This window comes from Blastococcus jejuensis (assembly GCF_039534705.1).
Taxonomy (GTDB): Bacteria; Actinomycetota; Actinomycetes; order Mycobacteriales; family Geodermatophilaceae; genus Blastococcus_B; species Blastococcus_B jejuensis.
The window spans coordinates 333,151-355,041 of record NZ_BAAAVV010000004.1; the positions used below are offsets into that span (position 1 = coordinate 333,151).

At 73.2% G+C, this 21,891-nt stretch carries 23 protein-coding genes; 14 read left to right on the plus strand and 9 right to left on the minus strand.

The features are described 5' to 3' along the window. Window positions 1-56: 56 nt before the first annotated feature. Together ABD644_RS11175 and paaK are read right to left on the minus strand one after the other, a co-directional pair. Window positions 57-662 (minus strand): TetR-type transcription factor C-terminal domain-containing protein, encoded by a 606-nt coding sequence (locus ABD644_RS11175; RefSeq protein WP_344688935.1) that lies wholly within the window; start codon window positions 660-662, stop codon window positions 57-59. A gap of 10 nt (window positions 663-672) precedes the next feature. After that, a complete protein-coding gene (paaK, locus tag ABD644_RS11180) occupies window positions 673-2,007 on the minus strand; it encodes a phenylacetate--CoA ligase PaaK (RefSeq protein ID WP_344688937.1) in 1,335 nt (444 codons plus the stop codon). 199 nt (window positions 2,008-2,206) lie between these two features. Between paaK and paaA the strand changes: the two genes are divergently transcribed. From paaA to ABD644_RS11210, 6 genes are all read left to right on the plus strand, one after another. Next, window positions 2,207-3,166 (plus strand): 1,2-phenylacetyl-CoA epoxidase subunit PaaA, encoded by a 960-nt coding sequence (gene paaA, locus ABD644_RS11185; protein ID WP_344688938.1) that lies wholly within the window; start codon window positions 2,207-2,209, stop codon window positions 3,164-3,166. Then, window positions 3,163-3,528, plus strand: coding sequence for a 1,2-phenylacetyl-CoA epoxidase subunit PaaB (paaB, locus tag ABD644_RS11190; protein WP_344688939.1), 366 nt, complete (start codon window positions 3,163-3,165; stop codon window positions 3,526-3,528). Before paaA ends, paaB begins: the two co-directional genes overlap by 4 nt. An 80-nt stretch (window positions 3,529-3,608) precedes the next feature. After that, on the plus strand, window positions 3,609-4,520 hold the full coding sequence (paaC, locus tag ABD644_RS11195; protein WP_344688940.1) for a 1,2-phenylacetyl-CoA epoxidase subunit PaaC: 912 nt from the start codon (window positions 3,609-3,611) through the stop codon (window positions 4,518-4,520). Between the two features lie 8 nt (window positions 4,521-4,528). Beyond that, the gene (gene paaD, locus ABD644_RS11200; protein ID WP_344688941.1) at window positions 4,529-5,026 is read left to right on the plus strand and encodes a 1,2-phenylacetyl-CoA epoxidase subunit PaaD; all 498 of its coding nucleotides are present in this window, start codon (window positions 4,529-4,531) and stop codon (window positions 5,024-5,026) included. A gap of 4 nt (window positions 5,027-5,030) precedes the next feature. After that, the gene (gene paaE / locus ABD644_RS11205; protein WP_344688942.1) at window positions 5,031-6,122 is read left to right on the plus strand and encodes a 1,2-phenylacetyl-CoA epoxidase subunit PaaE; all 1,092 of its coding nucleotides are present in this window, start codon (window positions 5,031-5,033) and stop codon (window positions 6,120-6,122) included. 4 nt (window positions 6,123-6,126) lie between these two features. Next, window positions 6,127-6,528 carry a thioesterase family protein gene (locus ABD644_RS11210; RefSeq protein ID WP_344688943.1) on the plus strand — a complete coding sequence of 134 codons (402 nt, stop codon included), beginning with the start codon at window positions 6,127-6,129 and terminating at the stop codon, window positions 6,526-6,528. Between the two features lies 1 nt (window position 6,529). On the opposite strand, the gene ABD644_RS11215 is transcribed toward ABD644_RS11210, so the two are convergent. From ABD644_RS11215 to hppD, 4 genes are all read right to left on the minus strand, one after another. Further along, entirely contained in the window at window positions 6,530-7,453 is a 924-nt protein-coding gene (locus ABD644_RS11215) for an NADP-dependent oxidoreductase (protein ID WP_344688944.1), read from the minus strand. 89 nt (window positions 7,454-7,542) lie between these two features. Further along, a complete protein-coding gene (gene fahA, locus ABD644_RS11220) occupies window positions 7,543-8,706 on the minus strand; it encodes a fumarylacetoacetase (RefSeq protein ID WP_344688945.1) in 1,164 nt (387 codons plus the stop codon). Next, window positions 8,703-9,908 (minus strand): homogentisate 1,2-dioxygenase, encoded by a 1,206-nt coding sequence (locus tag ABD644_RS11225; protein WP_344688946.1) that lies wholly within the window; start codon window positions 9,906-9,908, stop codon window positions 8,703-8,705. The genes fahA and ABD644_RS11225 overlap by 4 nt, the downstream gene beginning before the upstream one ends. A gap of 79 nt (window positions 9,909-9,987) precedes the next feature. Beyond that, the gene (gene hppD, locus ABD644_RS11230) at window positions 9,988-11,193 is read right to left on the minus strand and encodes a 4-hydroxyphenylpyruvate dioxygenase (protein ID WP_344688947.1); all 1,206 of its coding nucleotides are present in this window, start codon (window positions 11,191-11,193) and stop codon (window positions 9,988-9,990) included. Window positions 11,194-11,341: 148 nt separating this feature from the next. Here hppD and ABD644_RS11235 point away from each other — a divergent pair, with 148 nt between their 5' ends. From ABD644_RS11235 to ABD644_RS11245, 3 genes are all read left to right on the plus strand, one after another. Beyond that, the gene (locus ABD644_RS11235; RefSeq protein ID WP_344688948.1) at window positions 11,342-11,857 is read left to right on the plus strand and encodes an Lrp/AsnC family transcriptional regulator; all 516 of its coding nucleotides are present in this window, start codon (window positions 11,342-11,344) and stop codon (window positions 11,855-11,857) included. Between the two features lie 66 nt (window positions 11,858-11,923). Beyond that, window positions 11,924-13,012, plus strand: coding sequence for a serine hydrolase domain-containing protein (locus ABD644_RS11240; RefSeq protein ID WP_344688949.1), 1,089 nt, complete (start codon window positions 11,924-11,926; stop codon window positions 13,010-13,012). 20 nt (window positions 13,013-13,032) lie between these two features. After that, on the plus strand, window positions 13,033-13,503 hold the full coding sequence (locus ABD644_RS11245) for a heme-degrading domain-containing protein (RefSeq protein ID WP_344688950.1): 471 nt from the start codon (window positions 13,033-13,035) through the stop codon (window positions 13,501-13,503). A 134-nt stretch (window positions 13,504-13,637) separates the two neighbouring features. Here the strand turns inward: ABD644_RS11245 and ABD644_RS11250 are convergent, their stop codons facing one another. The 3 genes from ABD644_RS11250 to ABD644_RS11260 all read right to left on the minus strand — a co-directional run bounded on the left by ABD644_RS11250 (window position 13,638) and on the right by ABD644_RS11260 (window position 16,693). After that, on the minus strand, window positions 13,638-14,627 hold the full coding sequence (locus ABD644_RS11250; RefSeq protein WP_344688951.1) for a Gfo/Idh/MocA family protein: 990 nt from the start codon (window positions 14,625-14,627) through the stop codon (window positions 13,638-13,640). Window positions 14,628-14,793: 166 nt separating this feature from the next. Continuing rightward, window positions 14,794-16,182 carry a wax ester/triacylglycerol synthase domain-containing protein gene (locus tag ABD644_RS11255; RefSeq protein ID WP_344688952.1) on the minus strand — a complete coding sequence of 463 codons (1,389 nt, stop codon included), beginning with the start codon at window positions 16,180-16,182 and terminating at the stop codon, window positions 14,794-14,796. Window positions 16,183-16,360: 178 nt separating this feature from the next. Beyond that, window positions 16,361-16,693 (minus strand): spore germination protein GerW family protein, encoded by a 333-nt coding sequence (locus ABD644_RS11260; protein ID WP_344688953.1) that lies wholly within the window; start codon window positions 16,691-16,693, stop codon window positions 16,361-16,363. Window positions 16,694-16,925: 232 nt separating this feature from the next. Between ABD644_RS11260 and ABD644_RS11265 the strand changes: the two genes are divergently transcribed. The 5 genes from ABD644_RS11265 to ABD644_RS11285 all read left to right on the plus strand — a co-directional run bounded on the left by ABD644_RS11265 (window position 16,926) and on the right by ABD644_RS11285 (window position 21,835). Next, a complete protein-coding gene (locus tag ABD644_RS11265; protein WP_344688954.1) occupies window positions 16,926-18,221 on the plus strand; it encodes a multidrug effflux MFS transporter in 1,296 nt (431 codons plus the stop codon). Between the two features lie 26 nt (window positions 18,222-18,247). Beyond that, complete coding sequence (locus ABD644_RS11270; protein ID WP_344688955.1) at window positions 18,248-18,892, plus strand: nitroreductase family protein; 645 nt, start codon at window positions 18,248-18,250, stop codon at window positions 18,890-18,892. Window positions 18,893-18,975: 83 nt separating this feature from the next. Then, window positions 18,976-19,773, plus strand: a complete 798-nt coding sequence (locus tag ABD644_RS11275) for a (Fe-S)-binding protein (RefSeq protein ID WP_344688957.1) — start codon at window positions 18,976-18,978, stop codon at window positions 19,771-19,773. Then, window positions 19,770-21,230 (plus strand): LutB/LldF family L-lactate oxidation iron-sulfur protein, encoded by a 1,461-nt coding sequence (locus tag ABD644_RS11280; RefSeq protein WP_344688958.1) that lies wholly within the window; start codon window positions 19,770-19,772, stop codon window positions 21,228-21,230. Before ABD644_RS11275 ends, ABD644_RS11280 begins: the two co-directional genes overlap by 4 nt. Continuing rightward, a complete protein-coding gene (locus ABD644_RS11285) occupies window positions 21,227-21,835 on the plus strand; it encodes a LutC/YkgG family protein (protein ID WP_344688959.1) in 609 nt (202 codons plus the stop codon). The genes ABD644_RS11280 and ABD644_RS11285 overlap by 4 nt, the downstream gene beginning before the upstream one ends. The last annotated feature ends 56 nt before the right edge of the window (window positions 21,836-21,891 follow it).

Genomic DNA, 21,891 nt, shown 5'->3' on the forward strand with positions numbered 1-21,891 from the left:
CTGTACCGAAAGCTCAAGCGTGCGGCGGAGCTTTCGGTACCGAAAGCTCCGATCGGTCAGGTGCGCAGGCCGGAGAACGTGATGGCGACGACGGCGTCGGCGAGGTCGGCGGCCGACAGGTCGCCGCCCGGGCGGTACCACTCGGTGAGCGAGTTGACCGTGCCGAACAGCAGCCGGGACAGGACGGCGGGGTCGACGTCGGCGCGGACGTCGCCCTCGTGCTCGGCGGCGCGGACCAGCCCGGTGACGATCCGGTCGAACTCGCGGCGGCGGTGCAGCGCCGTCCGCTCGATCTCGGTGTTGCCGCGCAGCCGCAGGAGCAGGGTCACGAAGGGCAGCTCGGCGGCGAGCACGCGCACCGAGCCGCGGACGACGTACTCGAGGCGGTCGATCGCCGGTCCGGTGGTCGCGCCGGTCTCCTGGGTGACGGCGAACAGTGCGTCCAGTGCCCGGTCGAGCGCCAGCCGCAGCAGCTCGCCCTTGCTCGGCACGTGGTGGTACAGCGCCGACTTGGTCACCCCGAGCCGGGTCGCGACCTCGTCCATGCTGGTCGCCTCGTAGCCGCGCTCGTTGAACACGGCGACCGCGCCGGCGAGCAGCGTGTCCAGCGAGTGGCCGGGGCGGCCGCGCCGCCCCGGGCTCCGCTCGGTGTCGACCGTCATGTCAGCAGGCTCATCGCGTGCGCAGGTCGTGCAGCCGCTGGAGCTTGCCCATCGAGCGGGCGAGGGTCTCCGGGTCGACGACGGAGACGGCGACGCTGACGCCGACGGTGTCCTTGATCCGCTTGGACACCTCCTTGGCCGCGGCCGTGCGGCGCTCGGGCGGGCAGTCCGGGCGGGCCTCCACCTGCACGGTGAGGTGGTCCATCCGCTCCCGGGTCGCCAGTTCGAGGGTGAAGTGCGGTGACAGCCCCTCGGTCTGCAGCACGATCTCCTCGATCTGGGTCGGGAAGACGTTGACCCCGCGCAGGATGATCATGTCGTCGGTGCGGCCGGTGACCTTCTCCATCCGGCGCATCCCGGGTCGGGCGGTGCCGGGGAGCAGCCGGGTCAGGTCGCGGGTGCGGTACCGGATGACCGGCATGGCCTCCTTGGTGAGCGAGGTGAAGACCAGCTCCCCCTGCTCGCCCTCCGGCAGCACCTCGCCGGTGACGGGGTCGATGATCTCCGGGTAGAAGTAGTCCTCCCAGATGTGCAGGCCGTCCTTGGTCTCCACGCACTCCTGGGCCACGCCCGGCCCCATGACCTCCGAGAGCCCGTAGATGTCGATCGCCTCGATGTCGAGGCGATCCTCCATCTCCCGGCGCATCTGCTCGGTCCACGGTTCGGCGCCGAAGATGCCGATCTCCAGCGAGGTCGACCGCGGGTCGATGCCCTGCTTCTCGATCTCGTCGAGCAGGGCGAGCATGTACGACGGCGTCACCATGATCACGCGGGGTCCGAAGTCCTGGATCAGCTGCACCTGGCGGGTGGTCATGCCGCCGGAGATCGGGATGACCGTGCAGCCGAGCTTCTCCGCGCCGTAGTGCGCGCCGAGGCCACCGGTGAACAGGCCGTACCCGTAGGCGTTGTGCAGCTTGTCCCCCGGGCGCCCGCCCGCGGCGCGGATGGACCGGGCCATCGCCGTCGCCCAGACGTCGATGTCGCCCTCGGTGTAGCCGACGACGGTGGGCCGGCCGGTGGTGCCGCTCGACGCGTGGATGCGGCGGACCTGCTCCTGCGGGACGGCGAACATGCCGAACGGGTAGTTGTCGCGCAGGTCGGCCTTGGCCGTCGTCGGGAACTTCGCGAGGTCGGCGAGCTCCCGGCAGTCGTCGGGGTGGACGCCGGCGGCGTCGAACGCCTGCCGGTAGTGCGGCACGTTGGCGTAGGCGTGCCGCAGCGTCCACTGCAGCCGCTCGAGCTGCAGGGCGCGCAGCTCGTCGACGCCCATCCGCTCGGCGGGGTCGAGCGTGGCGGGGTCGGGCGCCGAGCCCAGCCGCCGGGTCGTCTCCGTGGTCGATCGCATCCGCTGCGCCTCCGTGGGACAGGTGCCGTCCGGCGGCCATTTACAGACCACCCGGTCAGTAACCAACCGTGGAACCGGGCGACCTGTCAAGCGGGGATCGGTGAACTCGTCGAACGATGCACTTGTGCCGGATGGAGACCTGGGGCACACTAATTACCGACCGCCCGGTCAGTAATCCCCCGACCTCGAGGTGACGCGCATGACCGCCACGCTGGACCGCCCCGTCGACGAGGACGAACTGCAGGCACAGTTCGACGCGACCATCGCCGCCGAGCACCGGATCGAGCCGCGGGACTGGATGCCCGAGGGCTACCGCAAGACGCTGATCCGGCAGATCGCCCAGCACGCGCACTCGGAGATCATCGGGATGCAGCCCGAGGGCGACTGGTTGCTCGCCGCCCCCAGCCTGCGCCGCAAGGCGATCCTGCTGGCCAAGGTGCAGGACGAGGCCGGCCACGGCATGTACCTGTACTCCGCGGCCGAGACCCTCGGCGCCGACCGTGCCGACCTCACCGACAAGCTGATCGAGGGCAAGCAGAAGTACAGCTCGATCTTCAACTACCGGACGCTCAGCTACGCCGACGTCGGCGTCATCGGCTGGTTCGTCGACGGCGCGGCGATCTGCAACCAGGTGCCGCTGTGCCGCTCCTCCTACGGGCCCTACGCCCGGGCGATGATCCGCATCTGCAAGGAGGAGTCGTTCCACCAGCGGCAGGGCTACGAGCTGCTGATGACGATGATGCGCGGCACCCCCGAGCAGCGGGCGATGGTGCAGGACGCGGTGGACCGGTGGTGGTGGCCGTCGCTGATGATGTTCGGCCCGCCCGACGACGACAGCCCCAACTCGGCGCAGTCGATGGCGTGGGGCATCAAGCGGCACAGCAACGACGAGCTGCGCCAGCGCTACGTCGACATGTCGGTGCCCCAGGCCGAGGTGCTCGGCGTGACCCTGCCCGACCCCGACCTCTCCTACGACCCGGAGACCGGCCACTACCGGTTCGGCCAGATCGACTGGGACGAGTTCAAGCGCGTGGTCGGTGGGGACGGTCCGGCCAACAAGGAGCGCATCGCCCGCCGGCGCGCGGCCCGCGACGACAACGCGTGGGTGACCGAGGCGGCCACGGCCTACGCCGCGAAGCACTCGGGGGTGGCGGCGTGACCGACCTGACCAGCGAGGGCGGGCACGGCGCCGTCCCCACCGGGCCGGAGGTGCCGGTCGAGCCGAAGCGGGCGACGGCGCGCCGCGACTGGCCGCTGTACGAGGTGTTCGTGCGCGGCAAGCGCGGCCTCAACCACGTGCACGTCGGGTCGCTGCACGCGCCCGACGCCGAGATGGCCGTGCACGCCGCGCGTGACCTCTACACCCGGCGCAACGAGGGCGTGAGCATCTGGGTGATCAAGGCCGCCGACATCACCGCGTCCAGCCCCGACGAGAAGGACCCGATGTTCGCCCCCAGCGGCGACAAGGTCTACCGGCACCCCACGTTCTACGACATCCCCGAGAACGTCCCCCACATGTAACGGACGGGATCTGCACACTCGCCCGCTCCGGTCACCCGAAGCGGGCCGGTGTGCAGATCTCGCCGGGAACCGGAGCACGCATGGCGCACGAAGAGACCGTCTACGACGCGCTCGGCAACGCCCAGGAGGACCACGGGCACTGGGCGTTCGGCACCGGCTTCGACGAGCCGCTGGCCGGCGTCGACACGACCGTCCCCGACGGCATCGACCCGGCCGAGCTCGGCGAGTACTGCCTCATGCTCGGCGACGACGCCCTCGTGCTCGCCCAGCGGCTGACGCAGTGGATCACCGCCTCGCCCGAGCTCGAGGAGGAGGTCGCCGTCGCCAACGTCGCCCTCGACCTGCTCGGCCAGGCCCGGCTGCTGCTGGCGCGCGCCGGCTCGGTCGGCGTGCTCGGCCGGAGCCGCGAGCGGGCCACCGAGTCGATCCCCGACGAGGACGCGCTGGCCTACTTCCGCGACGCCGACGAGTTCCGCTGCACGGCCCTGGTGGCCGCGCCCAACGGTGACTTCGCCCAGACGATGGCCCGCCTGCTGGTCGCGGCCACCGTGCGCCTGGCCGTGTTCGCCCGGCTGCGCGACTCCCGCGACCCGGTGCTGGCCGCGATCGCCGCCAAGGGCGTCAACGAGCTGGCCTACCACCGCGACCACGCCGCGCGGTGGGTGCTGCGCCTCGGTGACGGCACCGACGAGTCGCACCGCCGCGCGCAGGCCGGCGTGGCGGCGGTCTGGCCGCTGCTGGACGACGTCTTCACCGCCACCGACCTCGAGCGGCGACTCACCGACGCCGGTGTCGCCGTCGACCCGTCGACGGTCCGCGACGAGGTGCACGGCGTCCTCACCGAGGTGCTCGAGCGGGCGACGCTGACCGTTCCGGCGTGGCCGGCCGACGCCGCGCCCCGGGGGCGGCTCGGCGAGCACGGCCCGGAGCTGGCCGAGCTCCTCGAAACGCTGCAGTCGCTGGCCCGCCAGCACCCGGCGGCGACGTGGTGAGCGCGCCGGTGACGGTCGACCCGTGGGAGGTCGCGGCCGCGGTCACCGACCCCGAGCTGCCGATGGTGACCCTCGCCGACCTCGGCGTCCTGCGCGACGTCCGGATCGAGGACGACGGCGCCGTCGTCGTCGAGATCACCCCCACCTACACCGGCTGCCCGGCCATGGGCGTCATGCGCGCCGACCTGGTGCTGGCCCTGCACCGGGCGGGGTTCGACGACGTCGACGTCCGCACCGTCCTCTCCCCGGCCTGGTCCACCGACTGGATCAGCGAGGCCGGTCGCGCCAAGCTCGCGGCGGGCGGCATCGCCCCGCCCGGGAAGGCGCCGGTCCGCGCCACCGGCCCGGTCCCCCTGCAGCTGGGCCCCACCCGGCGGACCGCCGCCTGCCCGCTGTGCGGCTCCAGCGACACCGAGGAGCTCTCCGAGTTCGGCGCCACCGCCTGCAAGGCCCTGCGCCGCTGCCGTACCTGCCGCGAGCCGTTCGAACACGTCAAGGAGATCTGAACCAGTGACGACGACCGACGCCCCGGTGAGCGCCCGACGCCGCCCGCAGTTCCACCCGCTGACCGTCGCGAAGATCGAGCAGCTCACCGACGACGCCGTCGCCGTCACCTTCGACGTCCCCGACGAGCTCGTCGAGGACTACCGGTTCAAGCCCGGCCAGGCGCTCACGCTGCGCCGGATCGACGGCGACCGGGACGAGCGCCGCTCGTACTCGATCTGCGCCCCGATGGGTGCCGCGCCGCGGGTCGGCGTCCGGGAGGTGCCCGGCGGCTTCTTCTCCTCCTTCCTGGTCCACCAGGTCAAGCCGGGCGACACCATCGAGGTCCTGCCGCCGTCGGGCACGTTCACCGCCGACCTGTCGGTGCCCGGCGAGCACGTCTTCGTCGTCGCCGGGTCCGGGATCACGCCGGCCATCTCGCTGGCCGCCACCGTGCTGCGCGACGGGGAGTCGACGGTCACCGTCTTCTACGGCAACCGGCGCACCAACACGGTCATGTTCGCCGACGAGCTGGCCGACCTGAAGGACCGCTACGGCGCCCGCCTCGAGCTGGTGCACGTGCTGTCCCGGGAGCAGCGGGACGCCGAGCTGACCAGCGGCCGCCTCGACGGCGCCCGCCTGCGGGCCCTGGTCGAGAACCTGGTCGACACCCCGAACGTCGACCACTGGTGGCTGTGCGGGCCGCACGGGATGGTCGACGACGCCCGCGCCCTGCTCGCCGAGCTCGGCGTGCCGGCGGAGAAGGTGCACCAGGAGCTGTTCTACGTCGACGACATCCCGCCGGAGCCGGTGCGCGGCGACGAGGAGACCGTGACCGGGCCGGCCAGCCAGGTCACCGTCGTCCTCGACGGCCGCTCGACGACGATGGCGCTCCCCCGCGACGTCGCCGTCCTCGACTCCGCGCAGAAGGTGCGCGGCGACCTGCCCTTCGCCTGCAAGGGCGGCGTCTGCGGCACGTGCCGGGCGCGGGTGACCGAGGGCGAGGTCACCATGCGCCGCAACTACGCGCTGGAGGCCCGGGAGGTCGACGCCGGGTACGTGCTGACCTGCCAGACCGTGCCGGTGTCGGAGACGGTCACCATCGACTACGACGCCTGACGACGTGCGGGCGATCCCGGTCGGCACGGCGGCGGTCCTCGAGGTCCAGGTGACGGCCGACATGACCGTCGACTTCGCCGAGCTCGGCCGCGTGCACCCGGTCTACGCGACCTACACGATGGCCAAGCACTTCGAGGAGGCCGGCCGCAAGGTGCTGCTGCCCCACCTCGAGGACGGCGAGGAGGGCCTGGGCAGCTCGGTGTCGGTCGAGCACCTCGCGCCGAGCTGGGTCGGTGACCGCCTCCGGATCGAGGCCCGCTGCGTCGAGGTGCGCGGCAACCGGCTGACCTGCGAGGTCACCGCCACCGACGACGACGGGCGCGAGGTCGGCCGGGGCACGACCGGTCAGGTGGTGCTCCCCCGCGACGTCCTCGACGGCCTCCTCGACTCCGCGAACCGCCGCTAGCTCACTCGACGTCCACGGCGTACTTGCCCACCGTGCCGTCGCTGAAGTCCGCCAGCGCCCGGGGCGCCTCGGCCAGGGGATACCGGCGCGTGATCGGCACGGTCACCCGCCCGCCGGCGACATCACCGGCCAGCCGGTCGAGGGTCTCCCCGCCGGCGTCGGCCACGATCGAGACCGCGGCCGGGTGCTGCTCCGGCCCGAACAGCAGGGTCGAGGCCAGGCAGCCGCCGGGCGCCAGCAGGTCGACGAGGGCCCGGGGGTCCCCGGCGAGGTGCAGCACGCCGTCCACGCCGCCGGGGGCCAGCGATCGGCATGCCGCCACCACGTCCGCGCCGTAGTCCAGCGCCCGCTCCGCCCCCAGCCCGAGCACGAACTCCGTCTCCGCGCCCGGCCGGGCCGTCGCGAGCACCCGCACGCCCGACGCGACGGCGTACTGCAGGGCGATCGCGCCGACCCCGCCCGTGGCCCCGGAGATCAGCAGGGTCTGCCCGGACTGCAGCCCGAGGGCTCTCAGCGCGGTGAGCGCCGCCGAGCCCGCCAGCCCGAGGGCGCCCGCGACGGCACGGTCCAGCCCGCCCGGCATCCTCGTCACGCCGTACCGGGCGTCGACGGTCACGTACTCCGCGAAGGCGCCGTCGCTGCCGACGAAGGCCGGGAGGGCCACGCCGAACACCTCGTCCCCGGCGGTGAAGCCGTCGACGTCGGCGCCGACGGCCTCCACGGTGCCGGCGAAGTCCTTGCCGGGCACGATCGGGAAGCGGTACTCCATGTACTGCTGGACCCAGCCGGCGAGCACCGCCACGTCGAACCCGTTCACCGACGACGCGGAGACCCGCACCAGCAGTTCACCGGGCGCCGGGTCCCGCTCGGGCAGGTCGGTCAGGGTGGGGGTTTCCCCGAGTTCGCGGACGGCGATGGCGCGCATGTCCCACCTCGCAGAGCTCTCCCCCCGCGCGGCGGACCGTACCGGCAGCAGCGCACCGTCCCCAGATGCGTTGGGCCCTGCGCCGGCCCTCAGCGCGCCGGCAGCACCTGGCCGGTGACCTCGCCCAGGGAGATCCGGCCGCCTCCGGCGCCGGGCGCGGTGGCGCTGATCGTCACGACGTCGCCGTCCTCCAGGAAGGCGCGGGTCGAACCGTCGGCGAGGGTCAGCGGCTGCGTGCCGTTCCAGGACAGCTCCAGCAGCGAGCCGCGCTGGTCCCTCCCCGGCCCGCTGACCGTGCCGGAGGCGTAGAGGTCACCGGTCCGCAGCGAGGCCCCGTTCACGGTCAGGTGGGCGAGCTGCTGCGCGGGGGTCCAGTACATCTGGTCGAAGGGCGGGCGGCTGACCACCTCGCCGTTGAGCCGCACCTCCAGGTCGAGGTCCAGCCCCCACGGCTCGCCGTCCTGGAGGTAGCCCTGCAGCTCGTGCTCGCGGGCCGGCGGCGCCACCCGGGCCGCCTCGAGCGCGGCCAGGGGCACGACCCAGGGCGAGACCGACGTCAGGAACGACTTGCCGAGGAACGGGCCCAGCGGCACGTACTCCCACGCCTGCAGGTCACGGGCCGACCAGTCGTTCACCAGGCAGACCCCGAACACGTGCTCGGCGAACGCCGCCTGCGGCACCGCGGTGCCCAGCTCGGACGGCGTGCCGACGACGAACCCCACCTCGGCCTCGATGTCGAGCCGGATCGACGGGCCGAAGGTCGGGGCGGCGTCCTGCGGTGCCTTGCGCTGCCCGGACGGCCGCACGACCGGGGTGCCCGAGACGCGCACGGTGCCGGCGCGGCCGTGGTAGCCGATCGGCAGGTGCGTCCAGTTGGGGGTGAGCGCGTCGCCGTCCGGGCGGAAGATGCGGCCGACGTTCTCCGCGTGGTGGCGCGAGCTGTAGAAGTCGACGTAGTCGGCCACCTCGAACGGCAGGTGCAGCGTCACGTCGTCCAGCCGGTGCAGGTACTCCTCGACGGTGGCGCGGTGCGCCGCGTCGCTCAGCCGGCCGGTGAGGTCGGCCCGCAGCTGCGCCCAGGCGGCCGGCCCGCGGGCCATGAACGCGTTGAGGGAGCCGGTGGCGTGCACGTCGTCGCCGGTCAGCGCGGCCACGTCGAGCACCGCGTCGCCGATCCGCACGCCGGTGCGCGGGTGCGTGCCGGGCGTCGAGAAGATCCCGTAGGGCAGGTTGTCGATGCCGAAACCCGTCACGCCGAGGGTCCCCGGCCCGACCAGCTCCAGGCGTACTTCCCGTCGTCGACGGCCGCGCCGCCCTCGCCCAGCCCGAGCGGGCGGAACGTGTCGACCATGACGGCGAGCTCGTCGAAGAACTCCGCCCCCAGCGAGCGCTCGACGGCCCCGGGCTGCGGGCCGTGCGAGTGGCCGCCGGGGTGCAGCGAGATCGAGCCCTTGCCGATGCCGGAGCCCTTGCGCGCCTCGTAGTCGCCGTCGACGTAGAACATGACCTCGTCGGAGTCGACGTTGGAGTGGTAGTAGGGCACCGGGACGGCCAGCGGGTGGTAGTCGACCTTCCGCGGCACGAAGTTGCAGACGACGAAGTTCTGCCCCTCGAACACCTGGTGCACCGGCGGGGGCTGGTGCACCCGGCCGGTGATCGGCTCGAAGTCGGCGATGTTGAACGCGTAGGGGTAGAGGCACCCGTCCCAGCCGACCACGTCGAAGGGGTGCTCGGGTACGACGTGCACCGACCCGGCCAGCCCGCCGGGGCCGTCGCCGCGGTGCTTGACGTACACCTCGACGTCGCTGCCCTCCGCCAGCAGCGGCTCGGCCGGCCCGCGCAGGTCGCGCTCGCAGTACGGCGCGTGCTCGAGCAGCTGCCCATACCGCGACAGGTAGCGCTTGGGCGGGGCGATGTGGGAGTTGGCCTCGATCGCGTAGGTGCGCAGCGGCTGGTCGCCGGTCGGGATCCACCGGTGGGTGGTGGCCCGCGGCAGGATCACGTAGTCGCCCTGCGCGACGGTCAGCGCGCCGAAGACGGTCTCCACGGTGGCCGCGCCGCGCTCGACGTAGACGCACTCGTCGCCGGTGGCGTTGCGGTAGTAGGGCGAGGTCAGGCTGCTCACCGCGTAGGAGATGCGGACGTCGGCGTTGCCGAGGACGAGCCGCCGGCCGGTGACCGCGTCGGTCGCCTTGTGCTCCTCACCCGGGAAGAGATCGTGCAGCTTCAGGTGCCGCGGCATCAGCGGCGCGTTCGGCGTCAGCGTCTGGTCGGGCAGCTCCCAGGGGCGGGCGTCGACCATCGCCGACGGGATGCCCCGGTGGTAGAGCAGCGAGGAGTCCGACGAGAAGCCCTCCTCCCCCATCAGCTCCTCGGAGTACAGCCCGCCGTCGGGACGGCGGAACTGCGTGTGCCGCTTGGGCGGGACCTCGCCCACCTGCCGGTAGTGCGCCACCTTGCCTCCCCTATCTCAGCTTTCTGTACCGAAAGCTGACCCGCGAACCGCAGCTTTCGGTACAGAAAGCCGGGTCCGTTCAGAAGTTGCCGCGCTTGGCCTGCTCCCGCTCGATCGCCTCGAACAGTGCCTTGAAGTTCCCGATCCCGAAACCCAGGGACCCGTGCCGCTCGATGAGCTCGAAGAACACCGTGGGCCGGTCGCCGATCGGCTTGGTGAAGATCTGCAGGAGGTAGCCGTCCTCGTCGCGGTCGACCAGGATGCCGCGCTTCTGCAGCTCCTCGATCGGCGCCCGCACCTCGCCGATGCGCGCCCGCAGCTCCGGGTCCTCGTAGTAGGAGTCGGGCGTGGTCAGGAACTCGATGCCCTCGGCGCGCAGGGCGTCGACGGTGCCGAGGATGTCGTTGGTCGCCAGAGCCACGTGCTGGGCACCCGGGCCGCCGTAGAACTCCAGGTACTCGTCGATCTGCGACTTCTTCTTGCCCGCGGCCGGCTCGTTGAGCGGGAACTTGACCCGGTGGTTGCCGTTGGCGACGACCTTGCTCATCAGCGCCGAGTACTCGGTCGCGATGTCCTCGCCGACGAACTCGGCCATGTTCGTGAAGCCCATGACCCGGTTGTAGAAGTCGACCCAGCGGTCCATCGCGCCGAGCTCGACGTTGCCGACGACGTGGTCCACGGCCTGGAACAGTCGCCTGGGCGCACCCTCCCGCTTCACGAAGGACGACGTCCTCGCGACGTAGCCGGGCAGGTAGGGGCCGGTGTAGCGGGAGCGGTCGACCAGGGTGTGCCGCGTGTCGCCGTAGGTGGCGATCGCCCCGATGCGGACGGTGCCGTGCTCGTCGCTGACGTCGTGCGGCTCCTCGAGCACGGCAGCGCCCTGGGCGCGGGCGTGGGCGATGCACCGGTCGACGTCGGGCACCGAGAGCGCGATGTCGACGATGCCGTCGCCGTGCGCGCGGTGGTGGTCGGCCAGCGGGCTCGCCGGGTCGTAGGCGCCCTGGACGACGAAGCGCGCGGCACCGGACTTCAGCACGTAGGCGCGGTGGTCGCGGTTGCCGGTCTCGGGGCCGGAGTAGGCGACGAGCTCCATGCCGTAGGCCGACTGGAAGAAGTGCGCCGTCTGGGTGGCGTTACCGACCACCCACACCAGCGCGTCCCAGCCCGACACCGGGAACGGGTCGCCCGAGGCGTCGTACTCGACCAGGCCGACGAGCTCCTTGAGCTGGTCGAGGTCGAGGTCGGCGAGGCGCTCCTCGTCGTTCAGCGTCTGCTCGAGGCTCACGGCGGTTCTCCTCCGGTCGGACGGCGTCGTCCACGGCACTGGACACCACCGCGGGGGGCTGCGCAACCTGCGAGGGTCTGACTGGTCCGAGTGACGCATCGGGTCAGCAGATGGACCATGCAGCTAGGCAGCCTGCATAGTTCTCCGCATGGTCGAGAAGCGATCCCTGGACGCGCTGGACGTCGCCCTGCTGGCCGCCTTGCGCGAGCACCCCCGCGCGGGTGCGCTGGAGCTGTCCCGGATCACCGGGGTCGCCCGGGCCACCGTCTCGGCGCGGTTGCAGCGGCTGGAGGACGCCGGCGTCGTCACCGGGTACGGCCCCGACGTCGACGTGACCGCCGCGGGCTTCGGGGTGCAGGCGTTCGTGACCCTGGAGATCGCGCAGGGCGCGATCGAGGACGTGCAGCGGGACCTCGAGGCGATCCCCGGTCTGCTCGAGGCGCACGCCACCACCGGCAGCGGGGACGTGCTCTGCCGGGTGGCGACCAGCTCGCACGAGGGGCTGCAGCAGATCCTGGTCGACCTGAACCGTTCGTCGGCGGTCGTCCGCTCCACCAGCGTCGTCGCGCTGTCCCAGCTCGTGCCCTTCCGCACCCTCCCGCTGCTGCAGTCCGAGGCGGCTCCGGGGGCCGGACGGTCGGCGATGCGGGCGCCGGCTCCCTGAGCCCTTGCCCGGGTCGGCGCTCACGAGGACCCTGCCCGGGGTGAACGATCCGTCGAGTCCCACCCCGTGGTCGTAGAACTCGCCGCGGCGCGGGCCGCGATCACCGCGCTGATGGCCCGCCACCACGTGCCCGGCCTCTCCGTCGCCGTCACCGACTCGACCGGGCTGCTGCACGCCGAGGGCTTCGGTCTCCGTGAGCTCGCCACCCGGGCGCCGGCCACCCCGGACACCTCCTACCTCTGGTTCTCGATGTCGAAGATCGCGACCGCCACCGCCGCGATGCGCCTGGTCGACGAGGGCCGGCTCGACCTCGACGCGCCCGTCGACTCGCTGGTGCCCGGCTTCCGCGCCCGCCGCGGCCTCCCGCCCGTGGTCCGCCAATTGCTCGACCACACGTCGGGGGCGCCCAACCCGCTCCCCCTGCGCTGGGTCCTGCCCACCGACCGGGCCGCGACGGAGGCGGCTCCCGCCGCGGCCGCGCTGCTCGCCCGCCACGGGCGGCCCCGCCGCGCTGCCGGCGGCCCGGCCCGCTACTCCAACGTCGGGTACCTCGTCCTCGCCGAGGTGATCGCGGCGGCGGCCGGGCAGCCGTTCGAGGACTACGTCCGGGAGGCCGTCCTGGAGCCGGCCGGCATGAGCGGCACCGGGTACGCCCGCCCGGACGCCGCCGACTCCGCCACGGGGTACGTCCGCCTGCCGCGCCCGCTCGATCCCCTCCTCCGGGCGGCGCTGCCGCGAGGGGTCACCGGCCCCCGGTGCGGCGGGTTCGTCGCGCTGGAGAGCTTCCGCGTGGTGGGGGCCGGCTACGGAGGGCTGGTCGGCAGCGTCACCGACGCCGCCCGGCTGGCCCGGCTGCACCTGGGCGACGGCGAGATCGAGGGCTCGCGGGTGCTCCGGCCGGAGACGGCGCAGCGCATGCGCGACATCCGGACGCCCGGCCGCCCCTTCGACCTCGGGCTCGGCTGGTTCCGGCAGGCGCGCGACCGCGGCGCGCGCCCGTCTTTCGTCGAGCACTGGGGCACCGGTGGCGGGTTCTGGAACGCCATGCGGATCTACCCCGGCCTGGATCTGGGCATCGTCGTCATGGCGAACACGACCCGCCCCTACGACCACCACGCCCTCATGAAGGCGCTGCGGGAGGTGTTCCGGCCGTGACCGGCCGGTAGGAAGGGCCCATGACCACCGACGTCCCCTCCCTGGCAGAACTCGCCGCCGAGGAGCAGGAACTGCAGTTCACCTCCTTCACCAACGACGACGCGTGGGAGCTGGGGTCGGCGCTCGTCGCCGCGGCCCGCCGGGCCGGCGCCCCGGTCGCGATCGAGATCGCCCGCAACCGGCACCGGCTGTTCTCCGTCGCACTGACCGGGGCGACACCGGACAACGCCTCCTGGATCGAGCGGAAGAGCCGCGTCGTCCACCGGTTCGGGCACAGCTCGCTGTACGTGCGGCAGGCGAGCATCGAGCGCGGGACGACGTTCGAGGCCGAGTTCGGCCTCGACCCGCAGCGCTACGCCGCCCACGGCGGCGCCTTCCCGGTCCTCGTGCGCGACGTCGGCCCGGTCGGCGTCGTCGTGGTGTCGGGCCTGCCCCAGCTCGACGACCACCGGATGGTCGTGACCGCGCTCCGGGAGCACCTCGCCCGCTGAGTAGATGGCCCGCTGAGTAGATGGCCCGCTGAGTAGATGGCCCGCTGAGTAGATGGCCCGCTGAGTAGATGGCCCGCTGAGTAGATGGCCCGCTCGTCATGTCGGCGTTCGCACCTGGCCGTTCGGAGGGAGCCTCAGCCACGTCCCCGCCGACGCGGGTCGCCGGTCAGCTGCCGGCGCACCTCGTCCATCGTCTCCAGGACGGCGATCGTTTCCGCCAGCGGCCGCCACGGGTGCTCCAGCCGGCCTTCGGCGATCGCCTCGCCCACCGCACGGAACATCGGCACGTAGCCGGCGCCCTCGAGCGGCACGGTGACCGTCCGCGGCTCGCCGTCCGGGGGCGTCTCCACCCGGAACGAGTCGGCCGACATGAACGGCTGGTCGAAGGCGATGAACCCCTCCGTGCCGCCGACGGTCGCCACCGGGTTGACGAAGCCGGCCAGCGAGGTCAGGGCCTGGGCGAACCTGCCCTCGCCGTAGCGCAGGAAGACCGAGGCGGTGACGTCGAGCCCGTCGCGCCGGAGCTCACCGGTGGCCCGGATGATCTCGGGCGGGCCGAGCATCAGATGGGCCAGCGTCAGCGGGTACACGCCCATGTCGAGCAGCGCGCCGCCGCCGAGCTCGGGTCGCCAGATGTTCCAGCTCGGCGGGAAGGGGATGCCGAACCCGGCCTGCACGGTCCGCACGTCGCCGATCGCGCCGGCGGACACCTCGTCGAGCATGCGACGGAAGGCCGGGTTGAAGCGCATCCACATCGCCTCCATGAGGAAGCGCCCCCGCTCCGCGGCGAGGGCGGCCAGCGACCGTGCCTCCGCGGCGGTGGTGGTGAACGCCTTCTCGACGAGGACGTGCTTGCCGGCCAGCAGCGCCCGTCGCGCGAGGTCGGCGTGCGTCGCGATCGGCGTGCCGATGTAGACGACGTCGACGTCGTCGTCGTCGAACAGGGCGTCGTAGTCCCCGTAGGCGCGCGGCACCTCGAACTCGGCGGCGAACTCCGCCGCGTTGTCGATCGTCCGGGACGCGACGGCCACCAGATCGAGGTTCTCCGTCTGGTGCAGGTCGCCGGCGGTCGTCCGGCTGATCCCCCCGGTGCCGACCACGGCCCATCCGAGCCTGCGGCTCACCGGGCCTCGACCGTCACCCGCACATCCTCGCAGCCGGCTACCGACGCGGTGACGGTGGCAGGCGCCCGGTCGGTGTCGTCGACCAGGCCTGCATGCCGTCGAGGACACCGTCGGCTTCTCCGACCTGCCCTGCCACGACGCCGGTGTCGTCCCCCGGTAGCCCGCGTCAGCCGCCGACGTTCTCCGCCGGGACCGGCGTCGGCGCGGCGGCCCGGAAGGCGGCGAAGTCGGCGGCCACGCCCTCGGCGAGGAGCTCCAGCTCGGTCACCGATCCGTCGGCGTGCACCGACACCGCCAGCTCGCCCGCGTAGGACAGGGCCGCGACGCAGAGCCCGACGTGCTGGACCAGCGGCGCGACCGGGACGGCTTCCAGCAGCCGCGCTCCGGCCAGCCACAGCGGCGCCGGAGGCCCGGGGACGTCGCTGACGAACAGGTTGACCCTCGTGCCGCCGAACCGGCGCAGCCAGCGCGTGCCCATCCTGGCCAGCGGCAGCGGCAGGTGCAGGAGGTCCGTGATGTCGGCCGTCCCGGCGTTCAGGCCCCGCTTCTGCTCCGCGGTGGCCTGGTGGACCAGCTCCAGGCGCCGCAGCAGATCGGTCTCGCGCACGGGCAGGTCCACCAACAGGATCCCGCTGGCCTGCCGCCCCTCCCGCGTGGCCGCCGGCACGGATGTGCGGAGGGTGAGCCGGTCGACGTCGTCCCCGCGAGCCAGCAGCAGCTTCCGCAGGCCGCCGGTGACGGCCGCGAGGAGGAGATCGTTCACCGTGACCCCGAGTGCGTGACCGCTGTCGCGCAACTCCCCGAGCGGCCACCGGACGACGACCAGCCGCCGCGTGGGCCCGACCGTGCGGGGCAGGGAGGTCTCCGACGTACGGGTGCCGAGCAGCGCCCGGGTCTCCCGCAGCCGGGTCCGGATGGCCCGGAGCCCGATTCTCGCGCTCCGATGGGCGCGAGAACCGGCTCGGAGCCGGCCGAGTCCGGCTGCCAGCCCCCGGAGCCGGTCCCGGTAGATGTCGAGGTGCGTCGGCAGTGACGGCGTCGGGTGGGGAGCGGTCGGGGCCGGGGTCGCGTCCGGCGCCGGATCCAGGAGAGAACCCGCGAGGGCCACCCCCGTGATGCCGTCGGCGAGGACGTGGTGCACGACGATGATCACCGCGAACCGGCCACCCGGCAGGCCGTCGACCACCTCCGCCCGCCACAACGGCCGGTCCAGCGGGAGGGGGCGGAGGATCCGCTGCGCCGCCCACGTCGCGAGGTCGTCCCCTGACGGAAGGGTGGCGCCCTCGATGTGCCGGCCCGGATCGAACGAGGGGTCCTCAGCCCAGACCGGCATCCCCTCGCCTAACCGTGTCCAGATCACCCGTCGTCGGAAGGCCACGACCCGGCGTGCCCGCGCGACGAGCTCGCGCCGGATCCGCGGCACGTCGACGGACCCGTCGGCCAGGAGGAACGGCCCGGAGTCGAACACGCCCAGCAGGGCGATCTGGAACGGCGTGCAACGGTCGGCGACCCATGCGTTGATGAGCTCGTCCATGCGGAGTCGCGCCAGCGCCACGTCCTGACCGTGACCGCGGCCCGGCTGATGGCGCCAGGGGCGTACGTCCTGTCGCCGTGCCCGGCGCCGGACCGCGCTGCCATCGGTCATGGGCGCGATGGCGCGGCGTGGGGAACCCATCGTCGGTCCCCTGGCTCGGCGAGGTGGCCCGCCGCGACGGGCTGTGACGGGGGCGGCCCTAGCGGCGCCGCAGGCCCCGCGCGAGCAGCCAGGCGGCGGCGACCCACCCCAGGACGGCGGTCGTGACGATCCGGTTCACGTCGACCGCCGGCAGCCAGGTGACGGCGCCGTCCTTGATCACGTAGGCGCCGGCCGGGCGGGCGACCAGGCCGAAGCCGCCCCCCTCGCCCTCCTCCCCGGTCTCGTCCTTCTTCCCGGTCCCGCCTCCCGCGCCGCCGCGGACCGCCGCAGCCGGGATGACGGTCACGCCGTCGCGTTCGTAGGGTTCACCGAACACCCGCGAGACGGTCATCCCGTCGCGCAGCGTGGTTGCGAGCTCGTCCGTCCTCATCCCACGTCCTCCCTCGGTCGCAGAGCGTCGGTCGCTGCGTTGTCGGTCGCTGTGTTCGCGGACCCTATGACCGGACGGCGGCCGGGCGAGGGTCTCCGACCGCTGCAGGTCGTCGTCGATGTGTGCGGCGGACAACTCCACGTTCTCGGAATGAACGAGGGGAACAGCGGATTGGCCTGGACGAGAGGGCCAACGGCGGCCGCTCGATCCGCCGTCTTCCCGAAGGACCCTCGTGACGCTCACCGCCCCCGCGCCCGACACACGTGTCGAGGCCGAACCTCAGCGTCGCCCGGCCGCCGCGCCGCCCCGCCGCCCGGGCATGGCCCGCCTCGCGCTGACCCTCGGCGCGTTCGTGGCCCTCGGCCCGCTGACCATCGACATGTACCTCCCCGCCCTGCCGACCATCCGGGAGGAGCTGGCGACGTCGTCGGCGACGGTGCAGCTGACCCTCACCGGCACCCTGATCGGCCTGGCGCTCGGCCAGCTGGTCATCGGCCCGCTCTCCGACGCGCTGGGGCGGCGCCGCCCGCTGCTCGCCGGCACGGCGCTGCACGTCGTGGCATCGCTGCTCGTGCTCGTGGCCCCCACCATCGAGGTCCTGGGCGCGCTCCGCGTCCTGCAGGGCATCGGGACGGCGGCCGCCAGCGTCGTCGCGCTGGCCATCGTCCGCGACCTGTACGAGGGACGGGCGGCGGCCACGATGCTGTCCCGGCTCTTCCTCGTCATGGGCGTCGCGCCGGTGCTCGCCCCCACGATCGGCGGCGAGCTCCTGCGGTTCACCTCGTGGCGCGGCGTGTTCGCCGCCCTCGCCGTCTACGGCGTCCTCGTCCTCGCGCTGGGGATGTTCGGCCTGCGGGAGACCCTGCCGCCGGAGCGCCGTCGCAGCGGCGGCATCGCCGGCACGCTGCGCACCTACCGCGGACTGCTCCGGGACCGCACGTACGTCGGGCTGATCCTCGTCGCCGGCCTGACGATGGCCGCCCTGTTCACCTACGTCTCCGGGTCGTCCTTCGTCTACCAGCGGCAGTTCGGCCTCGACGAGCAGCAGTTCGGGATGCTGTTCGGCGCCGGGGCGTTCTGGCTGATCGCCGCCACCCAGCTCAACCCGGTCCTGCTCCGGTGGTGGTCCCCGGCGCGCATCCTGATCGCCGGCACCGTCGGCGGGACCGCCGCGGGCGGCCTGCTGACCGTTCTGGCCGCGGCCGACATCGGCGGTCTGTTCGGCGTCGCCGTCCCGCTGTGGGGCGTCCTGTTCGCCGCCGGGCTCGCGCTGCCCAACGCGCCGGCCCTCGCGCTGTCGCAGTACGGGGACTCCGCCGGCTCGGCGGCGGCGCTGCTCGGCGCGGTCCAGTTCGGGGTCGGCGCCGCGGTGTCGCCGCTGGTCGGGCTGCTCGGCAACGACGCGCTCGCGATGGGCACGATCATCGTGGCCGCCCTGGCGCTGGCAGTCACCGTGCTGGCGGTCGTCGTCCGCCCGTGGCAGCTGGCCGACCCGCAGGACGACGTCCTCCTCGCCGTCGCGCACTGACGCTCCCGGGACGGCAGGCTCGGGCCATGGCTGCCCCCCTGACGCCCGACGAACTGCTCACCACCACACGCGCCGTCCGCAAGCGACTGGACCTCACTCGTCCCGTGCCGCTGGAGCTGGTGCGGGAGTGCCTCGAGATCGCCCTGCAGGCACCCTCGGGGTCCAACGCGCAGTCCTGGCACTGGGTCGTCGTCACCGATCAGGCGAAGCGGGCCGCGATCGGGGAGATCTACCGGGAGCAGTTCGACCGGTACGAGGAGTCCCGCGGGTTCGCCGGCCGACTGTTCGCCGACCGGCCCGAGCGGGCGCAGGTGCAGCAGCGGGTGGGGTCCAGCGCCCGGTGGCTGGGCGACCACATGGGCGAGGTCCCCGTGCTCGTGCTGCCGTGCATCCGCACCGGTGGACCGTTCCAGGCGGTGAACCAGGCCGGTCTGTGGGGATCGCTGCTGCCGGCGGCCTGGAGCTACTGCCTGGCCGCCCGCTCCCGGGGCCTCGGCACCTCGTGGACCTCGCTGCACCTCCCCCGGGAGGCGGAGGTCGCGGCTGTCCTGGGCATCCCGGACGGCGTGCACCAGGGCGCGCTGATCCCGACCGCCTACTACACCGGGGAGACCTTCAAGCCCGCTCCCCGCGAGCCCCTGGACACGGTGCTGCACGTCGACGCCTGGTGACCGCCAGCTGGCCGGCGTGCAGCCGAGGATGCTAGGCAGGCGAGGCGGACGGCAGCCGAGCACGTCCATCGGGAGGGGATCGCGTGAAGGTCGCCCTGTTCGCCACGTGCCTGGTGGACACGATGGTTCCGCAGGTGGCGATGGCGACGGCTCGGCTGCTGGAGCGGCTCGGCCACGAGATCGTCGTCCCGCCCGGCCAGTCGTGCTGCGGGCAGATGCACGTCAACACCGGCTACCGGCGCGAGGCCGTGCCGATCGTCGCCAACCACGTCCGCGCCTTCGCGGGGGCCGAGGTGATCGTCGCGCCGTCCGGGTCGTGCGTGGCCTCGATCCACCACCAGCAGGCCGCCGTCGCCCGCCGCGCCGGGGAGCACGCGCTGGCCGACGACGCCGCGGCGCTGGCCGACCGCACCTACGAGCTGTCCCAGTTCCTGGTCGACGTCCTCGGCGTCACCGACGTCGGTGCGTACTACCCGCACCGGGTCACCTACCACCCGACCTGCCACTCGCTGCGGATGCTGCGGGTCGGCGACCGCCCCCTGCAGTTGCTGCGCGCCGTCCGCGGGCTCGACCTGGTGGAGCTGCCCGGCGCCGACCAGTGCTGCGGCTTCGGCGGCACGTTCGCGGTGAAGAACGCCGACACCTCGACGGCGATGCTCACCGACAAGATGGCCAACGTGCTCTCGACCCACGCCGAGGTGTGCACGGCCGGCGACGCCTCGTGCCTGATGCACATCGGGGGCGGGCTGTCGCGGCTGCGGTCGGGCACCCGCACGGTGCACCTCGCCGAGATCCTCGCCTCGACGGAGGGCGCCGTGGCCCCGCAGCAGTCCACGCGGCCATCGTTCGCCCACCCCACCACCCCGACGGTGACCCGATGACCGCCGTGTTCCTCGGCATCCCGACGGCGCCCCGCGGGGTCGGTCACCTGCGCGGCGACCAGTCCTTCCCCGACGCCGCCCGCGAGGCCCTGCGCGACGGTCAGCTCCGGGCCAACCTGGGCCACGCGACGAGCACCATCCGCGGCAAGCGCGCCGCCGTCGCCGCCGAGCTGCCCGACTGGGCCGAGCTCCGCGCGGCCGCGAAGGCGATCAAGACCGCCACGATGGCCCGGCTCGACGAGCACCTGCTCGTGCTGGAGCGCCAGGTCACCGCCCGCGGCGGCACGGTCCACTGGGCCAGGGACGCGAACGAGGCCAACGCGATCGTCACTCGGTTGGTGCAGGCCACCGGCGCCGACGAGGTCGTCAAGGTCAAGTCGATGGCCACCCAGGAGATCGGGCTCAACGAGGCACTCGAGGCCGCCGGCATCGCCGCGCACGAGACCGACCTCGCCGAGCTCATCGTCCAGCTGGGCGAGGACAAGCCCAGCCACATCCTGGTGCCGGCCATCCACAAGAACCGGGCCGAGATCCGCGAGATCTTCCTGCGCACGATGCCCGGCGTCGACCCGACGTTGACCGACGAGCCGCGCCGGCTGGCCATGGCCGCCCGCGCGCACCTGCGCGAGCGCTTCCTCCGCGCCCGGGTCGCGATCAGCGGCGCGAACTTCGCCGTCGCCGAGACCGGCACGCTGGCCGTCGTCGAGAGCGAGGGCAACGGCCGGATGTGCCTGACCCTGCCGCAGACGCTGATCACGGTCATGGGCATCGAGAAGGTGGTGCCGACCTGGCGCGACCTCGAGGTGTTCCTGCAGCTGCTCCCCCGCAGCTCCACCGGCGAGCGGATGAACCCGTACACGTCGATGTGGGCCGGGGTGATCCCCGGCGACGGCCCGCAGGAGTTCCACCTGGTGCTGCTCGACAACGGGCGGACGGCGACACTCGCCGACGAGATCGGCCGCGAGGCGCTGCACTGCATCCGGTGCTCGGCCTGCCTCAACGTCTGCCCGGTGTACGAGCGCACCGGCGGCCACGCCTACGGCTCGGTCTACCCGGGCCCGATCGGCGCCGTGCTGTCGCCCCAGCTGACCGGGGTCGAGGACAACGCCTCGCTGCCGTACGCGTCGAGCCTGTGTGGCGCCTGCTACGACGTCTGCCCGGTGGCGATCGACATCCCCTCGATCCTCGTCCACCTGCGGGCCGAGCACGTCGAGGCGCAGCAGCACACGACACCCGAGGCCGTGGCGTTCCGCGCGCTGTCGAAGGCGATGTCGAGCCCGCGGCTGTGGCACCTGGCCCAGAAGGCGGCCGGACTCGGTCGCTTCTTGTCGCGCGGCAAGGCGACGCTGCCGGCCGCGCTGCCCCCGCCTGCGTCGAAGTGGACCCGCACCCGCGACCTGCCCACCCCGCCGGCGAAGACCTTCACTTCTCAGTGGGCCGAGGAGCACCGGTCATGAGCGCCCGCGACGAGGTGCTGGCCCGCATCCGGACGGCGCTCGGCGACGAGCTGCCCGTGCTCGCCCCGGTCGTGCGCGACTACCGCACCGCCGACGACCTCCCGCCCGGCGATCCGGCCCTGCTCGACCTGCTCGTCGACCGGCTCGAGGACTACAAAGCGACCGTCGTGCGCTGCGGCCCCGACGAGGTGGCGGCGAGCGTGGCCGCGCGCGTGCCGCCCGGCGACGTCGTGGTGGCCCCCGGCCTGCCGGCGGCGTGGCGGCCCGACGGCGCGACCGAGGACGACGGCCGCCCGGCGGTGGAGCTGGCGAGTGCGGCCGCCGCGGTGACCGGGGTCGCGGTCGCCGTCGCCGAGACCGGCACGCTCTTCCTCGACGGGTCACCGGTGTCGGGGCGCCGGGCGCTGTCGCTGCTGCCGGACTTCCTCGTCTGCGTCGTCACCGCCGACCAGGTGGTGGGCGGCGTCCCGGCCGGGCTGAGCCGCGTGAACCCGGTGGCACCGCTGACGATGATCAGCGGCCCGTCGGCGACCAGCGACATCGAGCTGGAGCGCGTCGAGGGCGTGCACGGCCCCCGCACGCTCGTCGTCGTCCTCGTCACCTAGTACCGACCGGGACCCTCTGGCTGAAGGCGGCTTCTGGGACACTCTGTTCTCGTTCC